Below are 23,846 nucleotides of genomic sequence, written 5' to 3' on the forward strand. Positions count from 1 at the left end.
TACAAATACTAAATGTTTGATATAATGATGAATAATGAATTTCAATACTATGGCGAAAGGATTAAAATATGAAACCTAAATTAGATGATGTTGCTAAATTAGCCAATGTATCAAAAACTACAGTATCTAGAGTATTAAATAAACGTGGCTATTTAAGTCAAGAAACAATCGATAAAGTATACGATGCTATGGAAAAATTAAACTATCAACCTAACACTGTCGCACGTCAGCTTTATAATAAAAAGACTAATATTATAGGCCTATTATTCCCTGCAGTAAGTAATCCTTTCTTTGGAGAACTTGTAGAAGAATTAGAGAAAAAGCTATATTCCCAAGGTTATAAAGTTATAATTGGGAACTCAATGAATGATCCTGAAAAAGAGAAAAACTATTTAAATCAACTTTTATCAAATCAAGTCGATGGTTTAATCGTTGGTACACATAACCAAAATATTCAACAGTATCAAAATGAAAACCTTCCTATAGTAGCAATCGATAGAATTATGAACCAAGACATACCAGTAATCGAATCTGATAATTACTCAGGCGGTAAACAAGCTACAGAAAAATTAATTCAAAAAGGTGCTAAAAAAATCATACATACAACAGGTCCAGATACTTTAGATACACCTGCAAACAGAAGACGAGAAGCATATGAAGAAACAATGACATATCATGGACTTCAACCTATTCACTATTCTGTAGATTTTAATATCTCTTACACAGAGAAAACTGGAATCTTCAACCAAATATTTATAGATCACCCAGATGTAGATGGTGTATTCGCTTCAAACGATGTAGACGCATTACTTATCATGCAAATTGCTAAAAAGTTCAATAAAAACATTCCTGAAGATTTACTTATTGTCGGATATGATGGTTCTAAAATTATGCGTAATATGTTTCCAAACTTAACAACAATAGTCCAACCTATTGAAGAAATAGCCAATAAAGCACTTGAAGTCTTAAATCTAAGGCTTGAAAAACAAGAAACACTATCTGAATATATACTTCCTGTTTCAATTTGGAATGGAAGTACATGTTAATAGTAATATGGAGGAGTTTGAGACACTTTTTATGTTTTAGGCTCTTTTTTTTGGTTCAACTTTTGGGATACACCTCATAAGGGTATGTGTTCTTGGATTATTGTCATCGTTAATCCAAGAAAGGTATAGTTACTTGGATTATTGCGGTCGTTAATCCAACAAAAGTATAGTTACTTGGATTATTGCGGTCGTTAATCCAACAAAAGTATGATTACTTGGATTATTGACGTCGTTAATCCAATAAGAGTATGGTTACTTGGATTATTGACGTCGTTAATCCAACAAAAGTATGGTTACTTGGATTATTGACGTCGTTAATCCAACAAAAGTATGGTTACTTGGATTATTGTCGTCGTTAATCCAATAAAGGTGCGTGTTCTTGGATTATTGTCGTTGTTAATCCAAGAACAATTTCAACTCTTGCTATTTTGATCTCTCCTATCCCCAAAATGAGCTAAAGATTTATCTCCCTAGCTCGTTTGGTTTTTAAACATTCATCAAACCCGATAAATGATTTCTTTTAAATGTTGCCAAACATCATATAATTGTACCCACATCGCAACGTGCAACATGATGACTAATATACAAGCGATAATATGAATAATAGCGTATTTTTCTTTTATATTTATTATTTTTTCAATTATAATCACAAGTGCGCATATCATGATAACGATAGATAAATATGGTGCTATGATATAAATCATATCTAAAGCTGTATTATATAAACTTACTTTCCATGTGTTGAACCTAAAGAAATAAGCCATACCAAAAAATATAACTAAACAAGCTATAATCACAATAATAGTAGCTAATGTCGCCTTTCTCTTTACATGAACCATTTCACCCATTGCTAACTTTAATGGATGATACACAACAACATGTATAAATGGATATACAGAAATTATGAGTAAACATAACCATAACCAGTTCACTGCCACACCCCCAAAAGTGTATATGTACAATTAACTGTATATAACTGCGATATATAAAGCAATACAAAAAAACGCATAGCCAATATATGGCTATGCATTTTTAATTTATTACATTAATTTTTCTTTGGAGAATTTATTATAAATCCATCTAATTAATAATGCTAACGTAATAAATAGTCCTATATAACCGAATAATGGGAAAACAAAATTTACTAAATCAACAAATCCTACGAAACTCAATCCAAACGAAACTATTAGAGAAATAGTTAGTAAAACAACATATTTATTAGATTTTGGATTTGTAAATCTAGTTAAGAATGGGTATAACATGCCAATACAACTATTAAATATAACTCCAACCATTACAGCAGACATTAAAACACCTAAAATCGGATGAATATCATTTGCTAATAACAACGTAGGAATATCAACTGTATTAGCTATTTCAATATTAGCTAATAATCCTGCAATCATAATTAAAAGTAATATGCTAAAAGTTAAACCGCCATAAAAAGCTCCTCTTCTAGCAGTCTTGTGACTTATAGCTTTACTACCTACTATTGTTAAGAAACTGAAGCTATTCCCAATAATAAGCCCACCATAAGTGACTGCATCCCACCACCATACAGAACTAGAAGTTTTGGATGGTACAATATGTTTATCTACATCTGAAAAAGAAATTGTTGGATTTATAATGTTATAACCAGCTATAATAAATACAGCTATAACTAGGAAGGGTGTTACAATTCCTAATATATCCATGATTCGTTCAAATTTTAATTGCAAAACAATAAATAACAATATAACAATAATGAGTGAACCAATCCAAATAGGAATGTCAAAACCCTGTTTAAGTGCTGAACCTCCTCCTGCTATCATGATAACTGTTAAACCGAATAAGAAGAAAATAATTAAGTAATCAATTATTCTACCTAATATATCCCCAAATATGTTATTTAGTGAAATCTCATATGTATCTGCATCTAGTCGATATCCTACTTTAGAAATTTGTCTAGTACCAAATGTAACTATAACTCCTGTTAAAATTGCTGCTATGTATGCATAATTCCCATAGTTAACAAAAAATTGTAATAACTCCTGGCCGGTGGTAAAACCAGCACCTACAATAAAACTTAAATATGCTAATGCTACTTTAATAGCCGCTCTAGTATCTACGCTCATTTGTACAAAATCCCTTTCTAAAATTTATAATATATAAAGTGTATCATAGTTGTGCAATGCTTTTTATTGAATATTCAAATTAATTTTATTAAATAAAATAACGGAATGTTTTACATTCCGTTACTTTACAATTAAAACTGGTATTTTTGATTGTTTGGCTACTTTATGAGAAACACTGCCCATCATCATTTCTTGAAAATTATTCAAGCCCCTTGTCCCTAGTACGATAATTTCATGTTGATGACGATTTGCTTCATTAACGACGGTTTGTGCTGGTTCTCCATGTTTTATTTCGATTTTATGTTTTATATGATTTTCTTCTAGAAATTGAGTGATTTGTGAAAGTTTTTCTTTTTGTTGCTGATTTGAATTTGCCCCATGTAAAATCACTGTTTTTGATTCGTCTATTTCTACTACATTTAATATTGTTACGTGAGTATCTGATTCTGCAATATTTAATATTTGTTGAGCTGCTCTATAACTATTTTCTGATCCATCGGCAGCTAATAAAATAGATTTATACATGTTACTCTCTCCTTTGTATATTAGTTTAAATGTCTTTCATTTAATTGACTAAGTTCAGAGATGATTTTTCTACTATCAGCATTTAATTGTTTAACGTATACACTATTTTGTTTATCTTCAAACTTTTTAACGATGGTATCAATTGCATCAACTGCTGAATCATCCCATAAATGTGCATCTGTAAAATCTAATTCAATATGACTGTTTTCGATTGTAAAATCTAATTGCTCCATCATTGAATCTATCGAAACAAAAAATATTTGTCCTTTAAAATAATATAAATAATTTTTATCTTGTTGGTTTAATTCTACTCTAACGTTAGATATTTTTGTAGCAAAGAACAATGCACTGAAAATGACACCAACAACGACACCAAGTGCAAGATTATTTGTGAATAAAACGATAATAACTGTGAGTAACATGACTACTGCATCAGATTTTGGTGCTTGTTTAATATATTTAAATGATTGCCAATCAAATGTACCAACCGATACCATTATCATAATACCTGCTAGTATAGGCATTGGAATTTGCACGACGATATCTCCTAATACAATAATAAGGAAAATAAGTACGATGCCTGCTGTAAACGTTGATAAACGGCTGTTAGCACCAGATCTAACATTTATTATAGATTGTCCAATCATAGCACAACCACCCATACCACCAAATAAACCTGTAATCACGTTTGCTATACCTTGTCCACGTGACTCTTTATTTTTATTACTATAACTATCAGTAGCATCATCTACTATTTTTGCTGTTAACAAGCTTTCAACTAGCCCAACAACAGCCATTGATAATGAAAATGGGAAAATAATTTTAAAAGTTTCTACATTAAATGGAACATCTGGTATTAGGAAATGAGGAAAAGCTCTCGTTATAGAACCTAAATCTCCTACTGTTCTTACATTTGCTCCGGTATACATATAAAGAGCGGTTAAAATGATGATTGCAATTAAAGGTGCTGGAATAGTTTTGAAGAATTTTGGAACAATATATACGATTAATAAAGTAATAATGAGATACATATAAGTACTAATTGATATGCCGAATATATGTTCAAGCTGAGACATAAATATTAAAATAGCTAAAGCATTCACGAAACCAATCATTACTGATCTAGGTATAAATTTCATAAGCCTACCGATTTTGAGAATCCCTAATATTAACTGTATAATACCCATAAGTATTGTTGCAGCAAATAAATATTCAACACCGTGATCTCGAACTAGTGGTGTAACAATAAGAGCCACTGCACCAGCAGCACCTGAAATCATAGCAGGACGACCACCTACTATAGATGTAGTAGTCGCAATAATAAATGCTGCATAAAGCCCCACCATAGGGTCTACACCTGCTATAATTGAAAAAGCTATCGCTTCAGGTATAAGTGCTAAAGCTACTACGATACCTGCTAGAATATTTTTACTAGGATTTGAAAACCATTCTATTTTTAAATTTTCAAACATAATCTAAACTCCTATTTTTATATTTTTAATAAAGTCATTATAAACAAAAGAGTTTCAAATGTATACCTTTTTGGAACTATCGAGGTGAAATATATGAAGTATGGTTATACAAGACCAGTAGAAATTTATGATTCTTTAGAACAACAAAAATTAAAATTATCCAATCAAGTTGATAAATTAATTGAAGAATCGCATTCCAACACAGAAAACCGTAAAGAAATAAATTCTTTATTTTATAGTAAGTTAAACGATGGCGACCATTTATACATTACCGATTTATGTACTCTAGCTGATTCAGTTTCACAACTTGAAGAACTTATACAAATTGCCCAAGAAATAAATGTTACTATTTATGTTGAGAACATTAACCTTACAATTAGCCCGGATTATCATACGACTTTTATCGAATCGCTCAGCAAAGTGATTCAATTTCAAAATGATATCATCAAATTTAGAACAAAAGTTGGTATGGAGAAGGCTAAGACAAGTGGTAAACGCATTGGTCGACCTCAACGAGATGACATTAATTTAAAAAACGCGATAGAAATGTACCACTCTAAAAAATATACACTAGAAGAAATTAAAGCAGAAACGAACATTAGTAGAGCCACTCTATATAGACATTTAAATAAATAATATAGTTTTTCATAAATAAATGAGGCTGAGCTCTAATTCATCAGTATTATTACTGAATGATTTTTGGCTCATCCTCATTTTATTTTTTGGTTTTTATGATTTATATTTTCTTTTATTTTATTACGCCAGCATCTTTAGGATGTACGCCATGTATATAGTAATCTATTTCTTCTGGTTCTAATGGTTTTCTTCCTCTTATGATGTCTGCTGCTTTTTCTGCTAACATTAACACTGGTGAATGTATATTTCCATTAGTTGTACGCGGCATTGCTGATGCGTCTACTACACGTAAGTTTTCCATTCCGTGTACTTTCATTGTTAATGGGTCTACAACTGCCATAGGATCTGAAGCAGGCCCCATTTTCGCACTACATGATGGGTGTAATGCTGTTTCAGCATCTTTTTTAACCCAATCTAGAATTTCTTCATCTGTTTGTACAGATGGTCCTGGTGATATTTCACCATCATTGAAAGGTTTAAGTGCTGGTTGTGCTAATATTTTTCTTGCTATTCTTATTGCTTCAATCCATTCTTGTTCGTCTTCTTTTGTCGATAAGTAATTGAAGACAACTTTTGGTTTTTCAAATGGATTTTTAGATTTAATTTTCAAACTACCTCTTGAATTTGAATACATTGGCCCTATATGTACTTGGAAGCCGTGTTCAGTATCTGCTTTTTGTCCATCATAGCGTACTGCTAAAGGCAAGAAGTGGAACATTAAGTTAGGATATTCTACTTTATCGTTAGATCTTACAAATCCTCCACCTTCAAAATGGTTACTAGAAGCTGGACCTGTACGACCAAATATCCATTGTAAGCCAATGAAAGGCATCTTAAGTTTATTTAAGCTTGGTTGCTGTGAAACAGGTTTAGAAGATGCATGTTGTACATATACTTCTAAGTGGTCTTCGAAGTTTTCACCTACACCAGGTAAATGAACACGTGTTTCAATACCTAATGAATTTAAGTGTTCTGAATCACCTATACCTGATAACTGTAATAATTGTGGCGTATTGAAAGCACCACCACATAATATAACTTCTCCAGCTCCTACTGTATGTTTCTTACCATTTTTCTTATAAGTCACACCAGTAGCTTTTCTACCTTCATAGTTAATTTCTGTAACGAACGCACGTGTTTGAACAGTTAAATTTTTTCTCTTCATTGCTGGTCTCAAATATGCTGTTGATGCAGAAACTCTTCTACCATTATGAATTTGGCTGTCAAAAGGTCCAAATCCTTCTTGTCTAAATCCGTTAACATCAGGTGTTTTGTTATATCCCGCTTGAACACCTGCATCAAAGAATGCTTGGAATAATGGGTTCTTTGCTGGGCCTCTTCTTAATTTAATTGGACCATTTTTTCCTCGGAATTGATCAGACTTATCGGAACCAAATGTTTTTTCTAATTTTTTAAAGTAAGGAAGACAGTTAGCATATTTCCATGTTTCCATTCCTTCAACTGAACCCCAACCTTCATAGTCTAATGGGTTACCTCTTTGATAAATCATACCATTGATAGAACTTGATCCACCAAGCACTTTACCTCTTGTATGTGATACTTTTCTACCACCCATGTGAGGTTCTCCTTCAGTTTCATACTTCCAATCGTAAAAACGATTACCTGAAGGATACATTAATGCTGCAGGCATTTGTATAAGTAAATCCCAAGGGTAGTCGCTTCTTCCTGCTTCCAAAACTAAAACTGTTTTATCTTTATCTTCACTTAATCTACCTGCTAATACTGAACCGGCACTACCTCCGCCGATAATAATATAATCATAAGATTTTTTCATCATGTTATCCTCCTGCATTTTACACTTCATTGTTGTATTTTATTTACTAAACCAATTAACCGGTTCAGGTTTTGTATTGGTAAATATATGTTTTGAAATTAAATATTCTTCTAATCCTTCTTTACCTAATTCTCTACCAATTCCTGATTGCTTATAGCCGCCCCACGGTGCTTGAGCAAAATATGGATGGAAATCATTTATCCAAACTGTTCCCATTTTCAATTTATTAGCAACTCGATTTGCTTTAGCTATATCTTCAGTAAATACACCGCCAGCTAAACCATAAATAGAATCATTTGCTAAACGTATAGCTTCACTTTCATCAGAGAAACCTTCGATTGTAACGACAGGCCCAAACACTTCTTCCTGGACAATTCTCATAGAAGTATCACAGTTTGTTATAACTGTCGGTTCAAAGAAGAAACCATCCTTTAAGTCTTCTCTATCTGGTCGCTTACCACCAACAGCAATTGTTGTACCTTCTTCTTTAGCGACTTCTATATATTTTTCAACTTTATCTCTATGTTCACTAGAAATAAGTGGTCCCATTTCTGTATCTTTATCAAAACCATTACCTAGTTTGATTTTTTTCACGCGATTAATAAAAGCTGTTTCAAATTCATCTTTAATGTCGTTGTGGGCAATAATACGAGAACCCGCAGAACAAACTTGTCCAGCATGGAAATACCCGCCATTTAATGCTTGATCTACCGCTAGTTCAATGTCAGCATCTTCGAAAATAACATTAGGATTTTTGCCGCCAAGCTCTAACGCAATGTTTGTAACATGATCTGCAGCCTTTTTCATAATATGTTTACCTGTTTCAATTCCACCTGTAAATGAAACCAAATCTACATCTTTATGTGATGTTAATGTATCTCCTACTTCTGAACCTTTACCAAGAACTAAATTGATAACACCTTTTGGAATATTAGCTTCTTCCATTAATTCGAAAATTTTAATAGTTGTTAACGGTGTGATTTCACTTGGTTTGATTACTAACGAACAACCCGTCACGAGTGCCGGAGCTATTTTCCATGAAGCTTGTAGTAATGGGTAGTTCCAAGGTGTAATTTGAGTTACAACCCCAACTGGCTCTTTCACTACTTTACTTTCTGAATTAGGGATAGGTGATTCGATAATTTCACCACCATCATTACCTCCTAGACCAGCAAAATACATAAACACATTATGAATATCATCCATGTCAGCATATGATTCTTCTAATGTTTTACCTGTATCTAATGTTTCAAGCTCTGCTAATTCATCTTTGTTTTCTTTAATTAAATCAGCGATTTCTCTTACTTTTTGACATCTATTTTCACTTGTTTCATCAGCCCATACACCAGATTCAAAAGCATTTTTAGATGCTTGAATAGCTTTAGCTGCATCTTCTGCTGTACCTTCCGAAACAGTTAGAATTACTTCCTGATTATATGGATTTACGATGTCGCGAGTAGCATTATTTGAAGCTTCTACCCACTGGCCATCAATATATTGACGCGTAGACAAATTATTTACATATCCCATAAAACTTACCTCCGTTAACTTTGTTAAATTTTTATTTAACGAACTTTACAAACTTATGTTAGCATATAAATTGAAAGGTCGTCAAATCACCTTTTAATATTTGAAGCATGGCGTATCACTGTATTTCAAATAGACAAGCTAAACAAAAGCAACTACAATGTAAAAGAATTCATGATACAATTAAAGTAATTATTGGAGGTGTAGGTAGTGGCAAGTTCAGATAACTACAAAAAACAATTAGACCAAGCTAAAGATATCGTAATAAATGGCATCGGGGAGACGATGGATTTATACGGTGTTAATAGAAGTGTTGGCAACCTATATGGCACGATGGTTTTCCAAGGTAGTATGACATTAGATGAAATGCGGGAACAACTTCAAATGAGTAAACCGAGTATGAGTGCCGGCGTGAAGAAACTACAAGAGTTCGATCTTGTAAAACAACAATTCACTAGAGGCAGTAGAAAACAACACTTCATGGCTGAAAAAGATTTTTTCATATTCTTTAACAATTTCTTCCCTAAAAAATGGGATAGAGAAATTACGATTAATATGGATTCACTAAAAGAAGCAGTGGTATTACTCCAAAAAATTATTGATGCAGATGATGTTGACGCAGAAACTAAAGAGGATGCGATTGCTATTCACACACAACTAATAGAGTCCAAAAATTATTACAAGTGGCTCTCAAATATTAGTGAAGCCTTCAAAACAGGAGAAATTTATAAATACTTCCCAATACCAGAAGACGAAGAAGATTAATTTCAAAGAAAGGCTCTACCCATTAGTTCGGATATCTAATGAGTAGAGCTTTTTTGTATTGTGTCGGTATCGGGAGATATTGAATGTTGCACGTGATGACCGTCTTGCAACTTAGGACACCAATATGTTGCACGTGATACTCGCCTTGCAACTTAGGACACTAGTATGTTGCATGTGACACTCGGCTTGCAACATTACATCCAATTATATTCTGAATCCAATAAAAACAGAGAACATCCTTTACCGTCTCAGGAGGTCCTCTGTTTTCTACCTTATGGATTATTATTTAAGGGTTGCTTACTTACCTAGGGGTATGGTTTCGGCTCTCAAGCCTCTTACTTACAAATATTTATGTTCTTTCAAATAAGCTACTATTTCTTCTACCGCTTCTTCTACGCTATGTTGTTCTGTATCTATTGTAATTTCTGGATTAGATGGTTCTTCGTATGGTGCGTTGATTCCAGTAAATTCTTTAATTTCTCCGCTTCTTGCTTTTTTGTACAGACCTTTAGGATCTCTTGCTTCACATTCGTCTAAACTGCATTTTGTATATACTTCTATAAACTCTCCATCTTCTAATATATCTCTCACGATATTTCTATCTTCTTCGTATGGAGAAATAAATGCTGTCATTGTGACAACACCTGCGTCGACCATCAACTTTCCTACTTCGCCTATACGTCGTATGTTCTCTTTTCTGTCTTCAGGACTAAATCCTAAATTTTTATTTAAACCGTGTCTAATGTTGTCGCCGTCTAAGCGATATGATGTAATCTTCTGTTCAAATAATGCCTTTTCTAACGCTACTGAAACTGTAGATTTTCCTGATCCTGATAATCCTGTAAACCATATTACGACGCTTTTATGTCCGTTTCTTTCTTGTCTCTCGGCTTTTGTAACTTCGGAATCATGCCACGTTATGTTAGTAGATGTACTCATACTTTTTATTCGCTCCTTGCAAGATTAATTTTCTTTCAAACCTCTAATTAATACTTCAGCTACTTCTGGTCTTGAAAATTCTTTCGGCAATTGTTCACCGTTGCGTAATTTCTCTCGAACTTTAGTACCGCTAAGATGTACATGATTTGATTTATCGTGAGGACAAGTTTTTGCTGTTGTCATGTTTTCACAAATTGTGCAGTAAAATGCATGTTCGAATTTGAATATATTAATATCTATTTCATCTTCATATTGTGTGATTAATTCTTGTGCTTCGTAAGTGCCATAATAGTCACCTACACCAGCGTGATCACGACCCACTATAAAATGCGTACAACCATAGTTCTTACGTACTAAAGCATGTAAAATCGCTTCTCTAGGACCTGCATAGCGCATTGCTGCTGGGTATATTACCAATCTTGCTCTATCTTCTGGGAAGTAGTGTTTTAAGATAACTTGATAACTTTCCATTCGAATGTCCGCTGGTATGTCATCTGACTTTGTTTCTCCAACTAATGGATTTAGCAATAAACCGTCTACCGATTCTAAAGCTATTTTTTGAATATATTCATGTGCGCGATGTACAGGATTTCTCGTTTGGAATCCTACAACTGTCTTCCATCCTAATTCTTTAAAAAGTGCTCTAGTCTCTGTAGGATCTAAATGAAAATCATTAAATTCGTCATGTTTAGGACGAGCCACTAATTGAATAGGACCAGCTAAATAAACATTTCCTTTTTCATATACACGTTTAACGCCTGGGTGGTCCACTTCTGTTGTACCATATACATTTTGTGCTTCTTTAGCTTTATCGTAAGTATATTTTTCCTCAAGTTTTATAACACCATATAAATGGCCATCCTCACCATAAAGTGCAACGTCATCTCCAATTTCTAATTCATCAGCTTCTTCTTCTGTCACTGGTAAAGTAATCGGGATGCTCCATACAAGTCCATTTTCTAGTCGTAAATTGTCTACTACACTTTCATAGTCTTTTTGCCCTAGAAAACCTGTTAATGGACTGAAACCGCCTATAGCAATTAATTCCAAATCAGAGATACTCCATGGATTTAAAGTTATCTTCGGGAATGTTTGTGCTGCTTCTATTAATTGTTCTTTTTCGTTACCTTCAACTTGACGATTAATTAATTGACCACCGTGTGGCTTGATCGTTTCTTCTACAGTTTGAGTTGTTGATGTCATCATGCTTCACTCCTATTAGTTAATTTGATCTACTTTACTAGATTTTTGAGTTTGTACATTGAACGGGAATTTTTGATGTTGGTAAAGTGTAAATAATACTAAACTTGCCCATACTATAATGATGCCGATTTTTACGATTGTTATCGTTACAGCACTTTCTACAAAAGCATTTAAAAGTAAATTGCTATTTGTAAATATAATTAGCCCACCTACACATACAGCAAGTATGTATACAGGCAAAGTTTTTACTAACCATGCTGCGAATGGTGCTGCAACTACACCACCTAAAGCTAAAGCCGCTACAAGTGCGATGTTAATCTGACTCCACCCAAGGAATATAATAAATCCAAGTGAAGTAGAAATCGTGACAAAGAATTCACTCGTTGAGACTGTTCCAATAACATATCTCGGTTCTATTTTATTTCTAGATAATAGTAAAGGAGTGTTAACTGGACCCCAACCGCCACCACCAATCGCATCTAAAAAACCTGCAATAGCTCCTTGTGGAACAAGTAAAAATCCTGATAATTTACCTTCATTGAGCTCATTATTTTTTTGCTTTTTAAATACGAATTGATAAATGATATAAATCCCCATAGAGAGTAAAAATATTGCGATAAACGGTTTAATAAATTCACTGTGCAAATTGCTGAGCACGGCAGCTCCAATAAACCCTGTAATTGCACCAGGTAAAGCGAGTTTTAAAATAATCGATTTATCAACATTCTCAAACTTTAAATGTGATAGCCCTGATGCTGCAGTCGTTGCAACTTCTGAAAAATGTATCGTAGCAGAAGCAATTGCTGGTGCGATTCCAAATGTTAACAGCAATGAAGACGAGGTAGCTCCAAATCCCATTCCAAGAGATCCGTCAATCAATTGTGCTAAGAACCCCACGATTGCAAATATCGTTAATTTTCGCATATGTTACTCCTTTCTTTAGTCTTTTTCGGTTGTAACGTTAACCACTCTATAAATTCTCGCTGTTTATTTTTATCAAAATATTTATCTGAAAGTATGATTTCTAATAATTGATTTTGTTCTAAACGTTCTATATTTAGTCCTTTAATGATTGATCGACAATTACTTAAAAAATCCACATATTCACCATAATCATCTGGATAATCATCTTCTAAATTTCTTAATATCGACGATACAAGCTTAGGGCTTGCGCCTCCGCTTGAAACACTTATAGTCAATTTACCTCTTTTAAATGTCCCGGGAAATATAACATCTCCCTCTTGAGCGTTACTCGTCATATTAAGCAAAGTGTGTTTAGGTACTTCCTCTTTCAGACGATTGTTTACATCTGCTTCATCTGTTGCGACAACCACTAAATCCGCATTCGTTAAATCGGTAGACGTTATTGCTTTTTTGTGCCAAATAATTTTTTGTTCACTTTGCATTCGATATATATAATTAGAAACGTCTGGGCTAATAACGTGAATTTTGGCGCCACTATTTATTAACTTTCTTACACGGCGTTCAGCAATGTTCCCACCGCCTGCTATAACAACTGTCTTATTGGATAAATTCATCAATATTGGCACGTAAGCCATCTACATCATCCTTTATTTAATGCAAATTCTCGAATTTCTTCATAGTGTATCGTTTCAAGCACTCGATCTTTCAAAGCTTCTTGTATCGCTTCATGGTGACCTAAATGCTCACAAACAATGATATCGCTATTTGATTTATGATTTTGAACAGTGCTCTCAATATGTCTTTCCAATACGCCTGTAAACCATAGATAAGGCGCAATATATATTTGAGAATGACCTTCATCAAGTGCGGATTCTAGCGCATCTTCAAAAGATGGTTCACATGCTGCTAAGTAACAAGCCTCTACATCATCAAATGACGTCGTTTCATATAATGTTTCAGTTATTGCCGAAATATCTATTTTAGTTTGAGGATTATAACTACCTCGTCCAACGACTAACAGTTTTGCATCCGAATGAGGTAACACATGCGTTTCTTTAAGACGGTCATTAATGATATTCGTTAATCTAGGTTGAACGCCTAAAGGTTGACCATATGTAAACACTACATCTGGATGCTTCACTTTAATTTCGTTTAAAACTTCAGGTATATCTTTAAAATAATGACCAGCACTTAATAAAAGAACTGGTATGACAGATATTTCTGTCGCACCTTTTTCAATTAATTTATGCATACCTTGATGAATTGTAGGTTCTGCTAGTTCTAAGAAACATATTTCTTGAAGAGATACATCTACCTTCTCTTTCACTGTTTCAATAAAAGAAATTGCTTCTTCCGTTGCTTCTTTTATTCTGCTACCGTGACTGACGTATAGTACACCTTTCATTGTATCCCTCCGATTTAATGCATGAGTTCTGGAATATGTTTATCTTGAGCGACTTCTTCGAACCAATTTATTTTTTCTCTTAATTTAACGACCTCACCAATTACAATCATTGCTGGATTTTGGATTTCTCTTGCTCTATCAACAATATCTTTTAAAGTTCCTGTTACCGTAATTTGTTGATTGGATGTTCCGCAATGAATTAAAGCAACTGGCGTATTAGGATTTCTACCGTGTTTTATTAATATATTTTTTATTTCCGGGAGTTTTTTTACGCCCATATATATACATAATGTTTCCGGTCCCAATGCTAGATGTTTCCAGTATTCATCTTCATCTACTGAGTCTTTAATAACGCCTGTTACAAAAGCAACTGAAGAACTATAATCTCTGTGTGTAACAGGAATACCAGCATATGCTGGAGCTGCTACACCAGCTGTTATACCTGGAACAACTTCAAATGGTATGTCATGAGACTTTAAAGTTTCCGCTTCTTCTCCACCTCTACCAAAGATAAAAGGATCTCCCCCTTTTAACCTTGTGACTGTCTGGCCCTCTAAAGATAAAGTAACAAGTAATGCATTGATTTCTTCTTGTTTTAGTGAATGATTATCTGGGCTTTTACCACAGTATATGAGTTTCGTATCTTCAGACGCATATTCGAGTAATGCTTTATTTACTAGTCGATCATACATAATGACATTTGACTGTTTAATTGCTTTAATACCTTTAATTGTGATTAAGTCTGGATCACCCGGACCGGCGCCAACCAAATATACTTTGCCCATTTTTCCACCTCTTTTTATTGACTATGAAAATCTTGACCTGAGTAAGTTTCTTTAATAATATCTTTACGAATAACAAAGTCTCCAAAATGTTCGCCTTCATCTTTTTCTTTTCCATACTGGATAAGAATTGGTTTAAGACTTTCTAATATTTCATCTTCACCAATATTTTCTTTAAATAATTTGTTTAAACGATCTCCTGCGAATCCACCGCCAAGGTACATATTATATTTACCTGGCGCTTTACCGATAAATGCAATTTCTGCTAGTGCTGGTCTTGCACATCCATTAGGGCAACCCGTCATACGAATTGTAATTTCCTCTTCATTTAAGCCAGCTTCATCTAATAGTCCTTCTATTTTATTAATTAAAGTTGGTAAATAACGTTCAGACTCTGCCATCGCTAAACCACATGTTGGAAAAGCTACACAAGCCATAGAATTTCTTCTTAATCCTGTGTAATGTTCACCATCAGTAATACCATATTCATCAATAATTTTTTGAATGTTATCTTTATTTGATTTATCAACATTAGCTATGATTAAATTTTGGTTTGGCGTTAAACGTAAATCACCGTCGTGAATTTCAGCAATTTTTCGAAGTGCTGTTTTTAACTGATAATCTTTAGTATCTTTAACTCGACCATTTTGTACAAACAGCGTAAAGTGCCATTTACCACTACCTTCAGTCCAACCATAACGATCACCATTATGTTCAAATTCAAATGGTTTCACTTCTTCAATTTCCCAACCTAAACGGTTATTCAGTTCATTTCTAATCCAATCAACACCGTATTTATCCACTGTATATTTGAAACGAGCGTTTAATCTGTTTGTTCTGTTACCATAATCTCTTTGAATCGTTAAAATAGCTTCAGATACTTCTACAGCTTTATCTTTATCAATATAGCCTAATAATCTTCCAACTTGTGGGTATGTGTCAGTATTACCATGCTTCATTCCCATACCGCCGCCAACTGTTACATTAAATCCGACTAATTTATCGTCTTCAATGATGGAAATTAGACCAATATCTTGAGAATAAACGTCGATATCATTTGAAGGTGGAACTGCAATGCCAATTTTGAATTTACGTGGTAAATACGTTTTTCCATACATCGGTTCTACTTCTTCTTTTGTATCAACTACTTTTTCACCATCTAACCATATTTCATGATAAGCACCAGTTCGAGGTGATAAATGATCGCTAATTTGACTAGCTAATGTATCTACCTCTTTATGTACATCAGATTGATAAGGGTTTGGATTACACATTACGTTTCTGTTAACGTCACCACAAGCTGCTAGTGAGTCCATAACCGCTTGGTGAATACTTTGCATAGAACTTTTTAAATTTCTTTTCAAAATACCATGAAACTGAAATGCTTGTCTTGTCGTTAACTTAATTGTTCCATTTGCGTATTGATCGGATATATCATCCATTGCAATCCATTGATCTGCCGTTGCTGTACCGCCCGGAACTCTTACTCTAATCATAAAACTATAAGCTGGTTCTAATTTCTGTCTTCTTCGTTCGTCACGTATATCTCTATCGTCTTGCATGTAACTACCGTGGAACTTTAGTAACTTCGTATCATCATTTGCGATAGCACCAGTTATTTCATCATCTAAACCTTCTTGTATGCTACCTCTTAAGTAATTACTTCTATATTTTATATGCTCTAATTCATCTAATTTCTCAGATAATTCTGTGTGAGTGCTCATATATTTTGCCCCCTCTTAATAAATATCTCTTTGATACTTTTTATCTTTCTTTAATTTCGTTAAAAATGTTTCCGCTTCTTCTTCGTTATAATGACCTTCTTTTTGGATAACGTTTAATAGAGATTGATGTACATCTTTCGCCATATTTTTCTCGTCTCCACAAACGTATATTGCTGCACCTTCTTTAATCCACTGATAAAGTTCTTCGCCATTTTCTTCAATGCGATGTTGTACATAAACCTTTTCTTCAGTATCCCTTGAAAATGCTAAGTTCATCTTAGTTAACACACCATCTTTTAACCATGTTTGCCATTCTGTTTGATATAAGAAATCCGTTGTAAAGTGTTGTTCTCCAAAGAATAACCAAGATTTATTTCCAAGCTCTAATTCTTCTTTTTCTTGAATATATGATCTAAATGGTGCAATACCAGTACCTGGGCCAATCATAATAACTGGTGTATCTTCTGTTTTAGGAAACTTAAAGTTTGGATTCTTTTTCAAATAAATAGAAACTTTGTCTCCTGGCTCTAATCTTTCAGCAAATTGAACAGAGCATACACCTTTGCGATCTCGTCCATTGGCATGATATCTAACGGCTCCTATTGTAAGATGAACTTCATCTGGATTTGCTTCGTAACTACTAGCAATCGAATATTCTCTCGCTGGTAATTTTCTAAGAATTTTATGCAGTGCTTCAGGTTGTAAATCTTCTGGTGGGAAATCATTGATTAAATCTATAAAATCTCGACCTTCTACATATCCATATATCCATCTATCTTTTTTCACTTTTTCTGATAGCACACCATTTTCAAAAATATCGGCCGCCTTTTTAATAATTGGTTTTGTTAATTTTGTAATTTCAAAGTAATTCGTTAAAGCATCACGTAAACTCAGCTTATCTCCTTCTTCGTTAATCGGCACTTCTTCGTCTGCATCCCATACGAGTGTTTCGATTAATTCTTCAACAAATTCAGGATCATTTTTCGGGAAGATACCAATACAATCACCCGGTTCAAATGCTTCGCCAAAACCTTCTAACGATAACTCAATGTGTCTTACTTCTTTATTAGAACCACGTCCATTTAAATTAATGTTCTCAAGAATTTCAGCTTCGTAAGGATTTGTTCTAGAATAAGTCTGAGTTGTTGAAATATGTTCTGGATCAACTTGAGCTGGTATATCTGATGTATTTCCCGCTTCCACTGCCAAAGCATTTAATATATCTTCCATCCATTTCTCAGCTGGTTCATCAAAATCTAAATCACAGTCAATACGTGGATGTAACCTTTCAGCTCCTAATTCTTCTAACTTTTTATCGAAATCTTTTCCTGTTTGGCAGAAAAATTCATAAGATTCATCGCCAAGTGCAAGTACAGAGAATCTAACGTCATTTAACTTAGGCGCCTTCCTGCTATGTATAAATTCATGGAATGTGATGGCATTATCTGGAGGGTCACCTTCACCGTGAGTAGCAGTAATAATAAATAAATCTTCAACTTTCTTTAAATTCTTTGGTTTGAAATCTTCCATACATTCAAGCTGAACATTAAATGACTGTTCTTTTAATTTATTTTCTAATGTTTCAGCTAATCCTTGTGCATTTCCTGTTTCAGAACCGTATAACACTGTAATATCTCTTTGTTTCGGTAGCGTTGCAACGCTCGTTTCTGTTGTAGGTTCTAATACTGCTTGATTTGAATCATTTTTAAATTGTGAAGCTGTCAAATAACCACTCAACCAAACTTTCTGTTCTGGTGTAAGTGTTGAAAGTAATTGAGTAATGCTTTCTGACTGCTGTTGATTAAATGGGCTATTCGTTACTGTTAACTCCAAAAATGTCACCTCATCCTGTCCAATTTTTACTTAAAAAACTAATTAATCTTATTGGTATACTATGTTTTAATATTAAAAATTTTAGCTTGCAGTTTTACTTTGTGTGCAAGCCACATTCTGTTTTGTTAAAGTTTGTCCATCTACCTTCTCTAGAATCCCCTGATGAATAGACTTGTGATGTACAAGGTATGCAACCTATACTCGGATATTGAAAATCATGTAGTTCATTGTATGTTAAATTATGTTTTTCGATGTATTCCCACACATCATCCCATGTCCAATAAATTAATGGGCAAACTTTAATTGATTTAAATCTTTCATCTTTATTAATAAAGTTTGTGTTTTGTCTGCTTGGAGATTGTTCTCTTCTCAATCCAGATACCCATGCAGTAGCACCAGATAGCACTTCTTCTAAAGGTTTTATTTTTCTAATATAACAACACTGATTAGGATTACTCGTCCATAAAGCAGGTTCATATTGATCAGCTTGTTCCTCTAGTGTGAGATCTGGTTTTTTAAGTTCAATATTTAATTTTGGGTATCTCTCTTTAACACGATCAATTAAATCGTAAGTTTCTTGAAAGTGTAAGTCTGTATCTAAAAATACGATTTTAGCATCGTTTTTCACTTTAGATATTAAATCAATGAGAATCATACCTTCAGCACCAAAACTACATGAATAAACAATGGAATCTCCATAATGTTCATACGCCCATTTAATAATATGATAAGCGCCTTTTGTTTCGTCATCAGCATTTAAATTTTCAAACGGGTCTGTTTCAAAGCGTTCATAAGTTAACACTTTAGTCATGACTTAAATAACCTCCTTTTACATAAAAATGATTTATTTTTAAACTTAGCTATTTCCGAAAAATATTTTATTCTGATATGTTTACTAGGAATAATAAATTATGATGATTAGCTTACCCGATAGTTACATACATGTCAACAGTTCTTTTTTTTAATTTTCTGTTAATTGAAGATAAGTAATACAAAAAAAGATTGTCAATAAGCCAATGTTTGACTTATTAACAATCTTAATTATTTTACAAATTATCATCTTCTTTTTTTTCTCTAACCTGTACAATCCTTAAAGAACGTCTTTCAACTTCTTTCAATTTATCAGCACGTTCTTCTAGTTTTATCCGATCGCCTGATAAAGTTCTTATAAAGGATATCATCATCATCACAAATATACCTATTAAAGGAACACTTGCTAAAATGGAAGCAGTTTTTAAAACTTCTAAAGCTTTTTCTCCTCCTACAAGCATTAAAGAGAATGGTAATAGACATAAAGCAAATGCCCAAAAAAGACGGTTCGCTTTAAGTGGTTCGTCTATAACTTTTTTCTGTGTTGCAGCAGCTAAAATATAAGAACCCGAATCAAACGTAGTTGCTAAATATAGAAACGCTGAGATTAAGAACAATACAACCATCACTTTAGGTAATGGTAATTGATGCATCACTTCAATAATGGTAGCTTCAGGCGTATGTTGATTTAAGAACTGAATAACATCGAATTGTCCTGATAATTGAAGGAATACTGCATAGTTACCTAAAATACCAAAGAATAATACACACCCTAAAGTTCCATAAATAATTGTTCCTAAAATGACTTCTTTCAAAGTACGTCCTTTAGAAATTCTTGCAATAAATAGTCCTATGAATGGTGCATATACGAGCCACCATGACCAGTAGAACACAGTCCAGTCTTGTGGGAAGTTCGTTTCTTTTCTTCCTCCTATGCCACCAAATGGCTCTAGCCAAGTACTCATTTGGAAGAAGTTTTTCAACATATTACCTAAACTAGAAACTGTTGTTTCCATTATAAAGACTGTTGGTCCGATAATAAGCACGATACCTAAAATAATAAATGTTAGCCAAACATTTATGTCACTTAATTTTTGAATACCTTTCTTCAAACCAGTATACGAGCTAAATGCGAATATGACGGTAATGATGAGTAATATAATACTTCGCATCACCATGTTCTCTCCGTCTAGCCCTGTCAGTCGCTCTATACCAGCCGCAATCATTGGCACACCTAGCGCAAGTGATGTTGCCGCTCCGCCAAGCAAACCAAATATAAATAAAATATCTACTGTTTTACCAAGAAATTTATCAGTCTGACCTTTTAAAATTGGTCGACAAGCATGACTAATTTTATAAATGGGCTTTTTCTTAACGAATACTAAATACCCAATAGGCAATGCTGGTAATACATATATTGCCCAAGCAATTGGACCCCAATGGAACATGCCATACATCGTAGCATATTCTAACGCTTCATCAGTCATACCTCTTGCACCATAAGGTGGTACTTGATAATAATAAGCCCACTCTATAACGCCCCAATAAAGTATATCGGAACCTATTCCAGCACAAAAGAGCATAGAAGCCCAACTGAAATTATTGAACTCTGGTTTATCGCTAGCTTTCCCAAGTGTTACTTTTCCGTACTTACCAAAAGCTATGTATAACACAAATCCAAATACTACTAATCCTAGTAATAGATAGACCGAGCCTAATGAATTAGAAATCGTTTCATTAATCTGTGTAATAACATACTGACTCGTTTTTGGGAAGACTATCATCGGTACTACGGCAAATAATAATACTGCTACCGTACCAAGGAACGTCCACCAGTCCATAATTTTATATTTTTGCAATCCTGAACACCCCTCGTTGTCGGTTATTATGTATCGTAAATTGAAATCATGATCAATGATTAATGAATACGACAAAACAAATCACAATGATGAGGTTATACAAGTTTTAATAATAATGCAAATTTCATACAATCTATTCCTGATGTTATTTTGAATAATTATATAAATTCCATTAATTAAAATGTGAACAAATATCGCTACAACAACTGTGTTAAGTTAACATTTAACGTACTGAACAAATTTAATTAACTTTAATAACGTATTTTTATGCATGTTATATGAATAAAAATTTATATTAAAAAAGAGCTAGAAAATGAATTTCCAGCTCTTTTATTCTGCTTCTGAAATTTCTGAACCTATATTATTATAATCAATATCTGCTTCTAAAAATGATTGATTATCTGAAGGTAAATGTTGTTCAAATGTATCAAAGTTTTGTATTTCGATACTACCTACTTCTAATTCAAAATCTAAAACATGTCCACCAAAACTTTCAAATTCATCAATAAAATGAACGTGAAAACCACTAGCTCCAATTCCATGGAATAGTTCTGGTGTATAGAAACCTATAATTGTTCCTCTAACTTCAGGAACTACTTTTTCAGGTTGGCGTCTTGCGGATTCTATTAAACGTTGATATGGCGGTTCTTGCTTAGGCATCCATCTTACATGCATATTCTTAAATGTTCCTGTTATTTTTATAGCAGAGAACAAATTTTTACTTTTCATGTTGTTCAATATTTCATTAAATACTTGGTCAGATTTTTCGTGTGCAGCATAATAAGTTTTATCTGAGCTAAATCTTGTAATTGTAGAAAATGGTGTCATTTCATTACCTTCTAATGCTTTAAACTCTCCAAATTCATTTGCATGAAATGCTCTTCCCTCTAAATATATAACTTCTCCATCTGATCCAGTTAATGTCCCTATACCTGAATCACCATGTTGTAAAACCTCATCAATTGTTGCTGTTCCTTCTAAATGACCAGCCATCAAAGTAGCTAACGTGCCATGCTGATATAAAGTTTGCATTAATAAGACACCTTCTCTTTCGTACTATTTATATATAAGTTGTGATTAAATACATTAATGGCAGTATGACAGAACTGATTACAGCAGTTAATATCATACCGATCGTACTGAAAGCTCCTGCCTCAAAATTAGCTTCTAAAGCTTTTGCAGTACCAAATGCATGAGAGGCATTGCCGTATGTCATACCTTTTGCTAAATCACTTTGAAAACGTCCTTTTGTAATAAAGAAATTCCCTAATATACTACCAATAAGACCAGTAGCTATAATAAACATAACAGTTATCGTATCTGTTCCACCCATTTGTTCTGAAACTTCTATACCAACTGCCGCTGTCATAGATCTTGGTAGTACTGTCACAATCGTTTGACTAGGGTAACCCATTATATATAGTGCACCGTAAATGACTATAAAATTCATCATAATGCCTGTCATTACACTTGTAATAATAACTTTGAAATTTGCTAAAATGAGTTTTCTAAATTTATATAAGGGATAGGCTAAACTTACAACAGAACAATCCAAGAAATTATGAATCCATGTTCCACCTACCATATAATCAGTGTAGTTCAAACCGAATATAAGTAAAACAAAAATGATTACGATTGAAGCAATTAAAGCAGGGTTCAATAGCGGATGCTTATATTTAACTTGCAGTTTCTTAGCTGCAATATAAGTTATTAATGTTAGTACAATCATGCCTATCGCTTGAATAATCATCACATGTCCTCCTTACTTGATGGTTTAATTTTTAATAATTTTTCACTAACATAGCCTGAAGATAATGCCACTAAACTTGTACTAATAATGATTAATATCGCTAGAAAAATATATGTGGGATCAATTTGATTTGCGATATCCATTATGCCTACAATTGAAGGTACAAAAAAGAGCACCATCACATTGATCAGTTTATTAGCACCAACTTCTATCCAATGTTCAGGTATCACTTTAAATAGCAACAAACAAAATAATAATGCCAATCCGACAATACTACCTGCTATAGGTATATGAAGTAATTCTCTTAACCACGTGCCTAATAACGTGATGCCATATATTAACGTGACTTGTAATATTATCTTTATAAGTCGTCTCATCATATTTAATCAATCCCTTTTACTTTAAACTCTTAATCTATATTATATGAGGTTACTATGTATTAATAAAATACATAATATCGATTTCTAGTATTCCATTATGGAATACTTAAGATTTAAAGAAATATATAAGGATAATAAACAAGATTAATGTAAGCGTTGAACCTATTGATTTATAAAGGTTTATCTCAAGGTTATAAAGGACATTTAAATTATCATATAATAATATTTTTATGTTATAAAAAAATAAAAAAGAACTTAGAATATAAATCCCTTGCTCTTTTTTTGGAGATGGAACTGATAAAAGTAAGATCTGACACTGCTTTATTGGATTAAATATTGTACAAACTCACGTAGAGC

22 protein-coding genes are annotated in these 23,846 nt (G+C 33.3%); 3 read left to right on the plus strand and 19 right to left on the minus strand.

The window, feature by feature from the left end:
- The first annotated feature begins 68 nt into the window (after positions 1-68).
- A complete protein-coding gene (locus tag ACO6VN_RS10250; protein WP_194200433.1) occupies positions 69-1,046 on the plus strand; it encodes a LacI family DNA-binding transcriptional regulator in 978 nt (325 codons plus the stop codon).
- A gap of 497 nt (positions 1,047-1,543) precedes the next feature.
- On the opposite strand, the gene ACO6VN_RS10255 is transcribed toward ACO6VN_RS10250, so the two are convergent.
- The 4 genes from ACO6VN_RS10255 to ACO6VN_RS10270 all read right to left on the minus strand — a co-directional run bounded on the left by ACO6VN_RS10255 (position 1,544) and on the right by ACO6VN_RS10270 (position 5,157).
- Positions 1,544-1,978 (minus strand): hypothetical protein, encoded by a 435-nt coding sequence (locus ACO6VN_RS10255; protein ID WP_194200432.1) that lies wholly within the window; start codon positions 1,976-1,978, stop codon positions 1,544-1,546.
- 108 nt (positions 1,979-2,086) lie between these two features.
- A complete protein-coding gene (locus ACO6VN_RS10260) occupies positions 2,087-3,160 on the minus strand; it encodes a hypothetical protein (RefSeq protein WP_194200431.1) in 1,074 nt (357 codons plus the stop codon).
- Positions 3,161-3,280: 120 nt separating this feature from the next.
- Positions 3,281-3,685 carry a universal stress protein gene (locus ACO6VN_RS10265; protein ID WP_422404626.1) on the minus strand — a complete coding sequence of 135 codons (405 nt, stop codon included), beginning with the start codon at positions 3,683-3,685 and terminating at the stop codon, positions 3,281-3,283.
- A 20-nt stretch (positions 3,686-3,705) separates the two neighbouring features.
- On the minus strand, positions 3,706-5,157 hold the full coding sequence (locus ACO6VN_RS10270; RefSeq protein ID WP_216683531.1) for a SulP family inorganic anion transporter: 1,452 nt from the start codon (positions 5,155-5,157) through the stop codon (positions 3,706-3,708).
- 93 nt (positions 5,158-5,250) lie between these two features.
- Here ACO6VN_RS10270 and ACO6VN_RS10275 point away from each other — a divergent pair, with 93 nt between their 5' ends.
- Positions 5,251-5,793: a recombinase family protein gene (locus ACO6VN_RS10275; RefSeq protein WP_422404627.1), complete on the plus strand. Its 543-nt coding sequence runs from the start codon at positions 5,251-5,253 to the stop codon at positions 5,791-5,793.
- A gap of 112 nt (positions 5,794-5,905) precedes the next feature.
- On the opposite strand, the gene betA is transcribed toward ACO6VN_RS10275, so the two are convergent.
- Positions 5,906-7,588, minus strand: coding sequence for a choline dehydrogenase (gene betA, locus ACO6VN_RS10280; RefSeq protein ID WP_194200588.1), 1,683 nt, complete (start codon positions 7,586-7,588; stop codon positions 5,906-5,908).
- A 39-nt stretch (positions 7,589-7,627) separates the two neighbouring features.
- The gene (gene betB / locus ACO6VN_RS10285) at positions 7,628-9,118 is read right to left on the minus strand and encodes a betaine-aldehyde dehydrogenase (protein ID WP_194200427.1); all 1,491 of its coding nucleotides are present in this window, start codon (positions 9,116-9,118) and stop codon (positions 7,628-7,630) included.
- 207 nt (positions 9,119-9,325) lie between these two features.
- Here betB and cudC point away from each other — a divergent pair, with 207 nt between their 5' ends.
- Positions 9,326-9,880 carry a choline uptake/conversion transcriptional regulator CudC gene (gene cudC / locus ACO6VN_RS10290; protein WP_070045202.1) on the plus strand — a complete coding sequence of 185 codons (555 nt, stop codon included), beginning with the start codon at positions 9,326-9,328 and terminating at the stop codon, positions 9,878-9,880.
- A gap of 339 nt (positions 9,881-10,219) precedes the next feature.
- On the opposite strand, the gene cysC is transcribed toward cudC, so the two are convergent.
- The 13 genes from cysC to ACO6VN_RS10355 form a co-directional block, all read right to left on the minus strand.
- The gene (gene cysC / locus ACO6VN_RS10295; RefSeq protein ID WP_194200426.1) at positions 10,220-10,819 is read right to left on the minus strand and encodes an adenylyl-sulfate kinase; all 600 of its coding nucleotides are present in this window, start codon (positions 10,817-10,819) and stop codon (positions 10,220-10,222) included.
- 24 nt (positions 10,820-10,843) lie between these two features.
- Positions 10,844-12,022, minus strand: coding sequence for a sulfate adenylyltransferase (gene sat, locus ACO6VN_RS10300; protein WP_064211723.1), 1,179 nt, complete (start codon positions 12,020-12,022; stop codon positions 10,844-10,846).
- Positions 12,023-12,037: 15 nt separating this feature from the next.
- Positions 12,038-12,946 (minus strand): sulfite exporter TauE/SafE family protein, encoded by a 909-nt coding sequence (locus ACO6VN_RS10305; RefSeq protein ID WP_422404628.1) that lies wholly within the window; start codon positions 12,944-12,946, stop codon positions 12,038-12,040.
- Positions 12,934-13,581 carry an NAD(P)-binding protein gene (locus ACO6VN_RS10310; RefSeq protein WP_194200423.1) on the minus strand — a complete coding sequence of 216 codons (648 nt, stop codon included), beginning with the start codon at positions 13,579-13,581 and terminating at the stop codon, positions 12,934-12,936. The genes ACO6VN_RS10305 and ACO6VN_RS10310 overlap by 13 nt, the downstream gene beginning before the upstream one ends.
- A 5-nt stretch (positions 13,582-13,586) precedes the next feature.
- Positions 13,587-14,351, minus strand: a complete 765-nt coding sequence (locus ACO6VN_RS10315; protein ID WP_194200422.1) for a sirohydrochlorin chelatase — start codon at positions 14,349-14,351, stop codon at positions 13,587-13,589.
- Between the two features lie 14 nt (positions 14,352-14,365).
- The gene (cobA, locus tag ACO6VN_RS10320) at positions 14,366-15,136 is read right to left on the minus strand and encodes a uroporphyrinogen-III C-methyltransferase (RefSeq protein ID WP_017000083.1); all 771 of its coding nucleotides are present in this window, start codon (positions 15,134-15,136) and stop codon (positions 14,366-14,368) included.
- Positions 15,137-15,150: 14 nt separating this feature from the next.
- Positions 15,151-16,857: an NADPH-dependent assimilatory sulfite reductase hemoprotein subunit gene (locus tag ACO6VN_RS10325; protein ID WP_216683533.1), complete on the minus strand. Its 1,707-nt coding sequence runs from the start codon at positions 16,855-16,857 to the stop codon at positions 15,151-15,153.
- 15 nt (positions 16,858-16,872) lie between these two features.
- Positions 16,873-18,690, minus strand: a complete 1,818-nt coding sequence (locus ACO6VN_RS10330) for an assimilatory sulfite reductase (NADPH) flavoprotein subunit (protein ID WP_194200420.1) — start codon at positions 18,688-18,690, stop codon at positions 16,873-16,875.
- 94 nt (positions 18,691-18,784) lie between these two features.
- A complete protein-coding gene (locus tag ACO6VN_RS10335) occupies positions 18,785-19,501 on the minus strand; it encodes a phosphoadenylyl-sulfate reductase (protein WP_194200419.1) in 717 nt (238 codons plus the stop codon).
- 235 nt (positions 19,502-19,736) lie between these two features.
- Positions 19,737-21,359 carry a BCCT family transporter gene (locus tag ACO6VN_RS10340; protein ID WP_194200418.1) on the minus strand — a complete coding sequence of 541 codons (1,623 nt, stop codon included), beginning with the start codon at positions 21,357-21,359 and terminating at the stop codon, positions 19,737-19,739.
- A gap of 330 nt (positions 21,360-21,689) precedes the next feature.
- Positions 21,690-22,391 (minus strand): acetolactate decarboxylase, encoded by a 702-nt coding sequence (gene budA, locus ACO6VN_RS10345; protein WP_422404629.1) that lies wholly within the window; start codon positions 22,389-22,391, stop codon positions 21,690-21,692.
- A 28-nt stretch (positions 22,392-22,419) separates the two neighbouring features.
- On the minus strand, positions 22,420-23,109 hold the full coding sequence (locus ACO6VN_RS10350; RefSeq protein WP_017000077.1) for an LrgB family protein: 690 nt from the start codon (positions 23,107-23,109) through the stop codon (positions 22,420-22,422).
- Entirely contained in the window at positions 23,109-23,489 is a 381-nt protein-coding gene (locus ACO6VN_RS10355) for a CidA/LrgA family protein (RefSeq protein WP_194200416.1), read from the minus strand. Before ACO6VN_RS10355 ends, ACO6VN_RS10350 begins: the two co-directional genes overlap by 1 nt.
- Between the last annotated feature and the right edge of the window lie 357 nt (positions 23,490-23,846).

The sequence above is a fragment of the Mammaliicoccus sp. JADD-157 genome, from assembly GCF_049310805.1.
Lineage (GTDB): Bacteria > Bacillota > Bacilli > Staphylococcales > Staphylococcaceae > Mammaliicoccus > Mammaliicoccus lentus.

What these genes read in the sequence shown, in the direction of transcription:
- ACO6VN_RS10250 (WP_194200433.1), top strand. Translation starts at nt 69, where the DNA reads ATGAAACCTAAATTAGATGATGTTGCTAAATTAGCCAATGTATCAAAA.
- ACO6VN_RS10260 (WP_194200431.1), bottom strand. Translation starts at nt 3,160, where the DNA reads ATGAGCGTAGATACTAGAGCGGCTATTAAAGTAGCATTAGCATATTTA.
- ACO6VN_RS10265 (WP_422404626.1), bottom strand. Translation starts at nt 3,685, where the DNA reads ATGTATAAATCTATTTTATTAGCTGCCGATGGATCAGAAAATAGTTAT.
- ACO6VN_RS10270 (WP_216683531.1), bottom strand. Translation starts at nt 5,157, where the DNA reads ATGTTTGAAAATTTAAAAATAGAATGGTTTTCAAATCCTAGTAAAAAT.
- ACO6VN_RS10275 (WP_422404627.1), top strand. Translation starts at nt 5,251, where the DNA reads ATGAAGTATGGTTATACAAGACCAGTAGAAATTTATGATTCTTTAGAA.
- betA (WP_194200588.1), bottom strand. Translation starts at nt 7,588, where the DNA reads ATGAAAAAATCTTATGATTATATTATTATCGGCGGAGGTAGTGCCGGT.
- betB (WP_194200427.1), bottom strand. Translation starts at nt 9,118, where the DNA reads ATGGGATATGTAAATAATTTGTCTACGCGTCAATATATTGATGGCCAG.
- cysC (WP_194200426.1), bottom strand. Translation starts at nt 10,819, where the DNA reads ATGAGTACATCTACTAACATAACGTGGCATGATTCCGAAGTTACAAAA.
- sat (WP_064211723.1), bottom strand. Translation starts at nt 12,022, where the DNA reads ATGACATCAACAACTCAAACTGTAGAAGAAACGATCAAGCCACACGGT.
- ACO6VN_RS10305 (WP_422404628.1), bottom strand. Translation starts at nt 12,946, where the DNA reads ATGCGAAAATTAACGATATTTGCAATCGTGGGGTTCTTAGCACAATTG.
- ACO6VN_RS10310 (WP_194200423.1), bottom strand. Translation starts at nt 13,581, where the DNA reads ATGGCTTACGTGCCAATATTGATGAATTTATCCAATAAGACAGTTGTT.
- ACO6VN_RS10315 (WP_194200422.1), bottom strand. Translation starts at nt 14,351, where the DNA reads ATGAAAGGTGTACTATACGTCAGTCACGGTAGCAGAATAAAAGAAGCA.
- cobA (WP_017000083.1), bottom strand. Translation starts at nt 15,136, where the DNA reads ATGGGCAAAGTATATTTGGTTGGCGCCGGTCCGGGTGATCCAGACTTA.
- ACO6VN_RS10325 (WP_216683533.1), bottom strand. Translation starts at nt 16,857, where the DNA reads ATGAGCACTCACACAGAATTATCTGAGAAATTAGATGAATTAGAGCAT.
- ACO6VN_RS10335 (WP_194200419.1), bottom strand. Translation starts at nt 19,501, where the DNA reads ATGACTAAAGTGTTAACTTATGAACGCTTTGAAACAGACCCGTTTGAA.
- budA (WP_422404629.1), bottom strand. Translation starts at nt 22,391, where the DNA reads ATGCAAACTTTATATCAGCATGGCACGTTAGCTACTTTGATGGCTGGT.
- ACO6VN_RS10350 (WP_017000077.1), bottom strand. Translation starts at nt 23,109, where the DNA reads ATGATTATTCAAGCGATAGGCATGATTGTACTAACATTAATAACTTAT.
- ACO6VN_RS10355 (WP_194200416.1), bottom strand. Translation starts at nt 23,489, where the DNA reads ATGATGAGACGACTTATAAAGATAATATTACAAGTCACGTTAATATAT.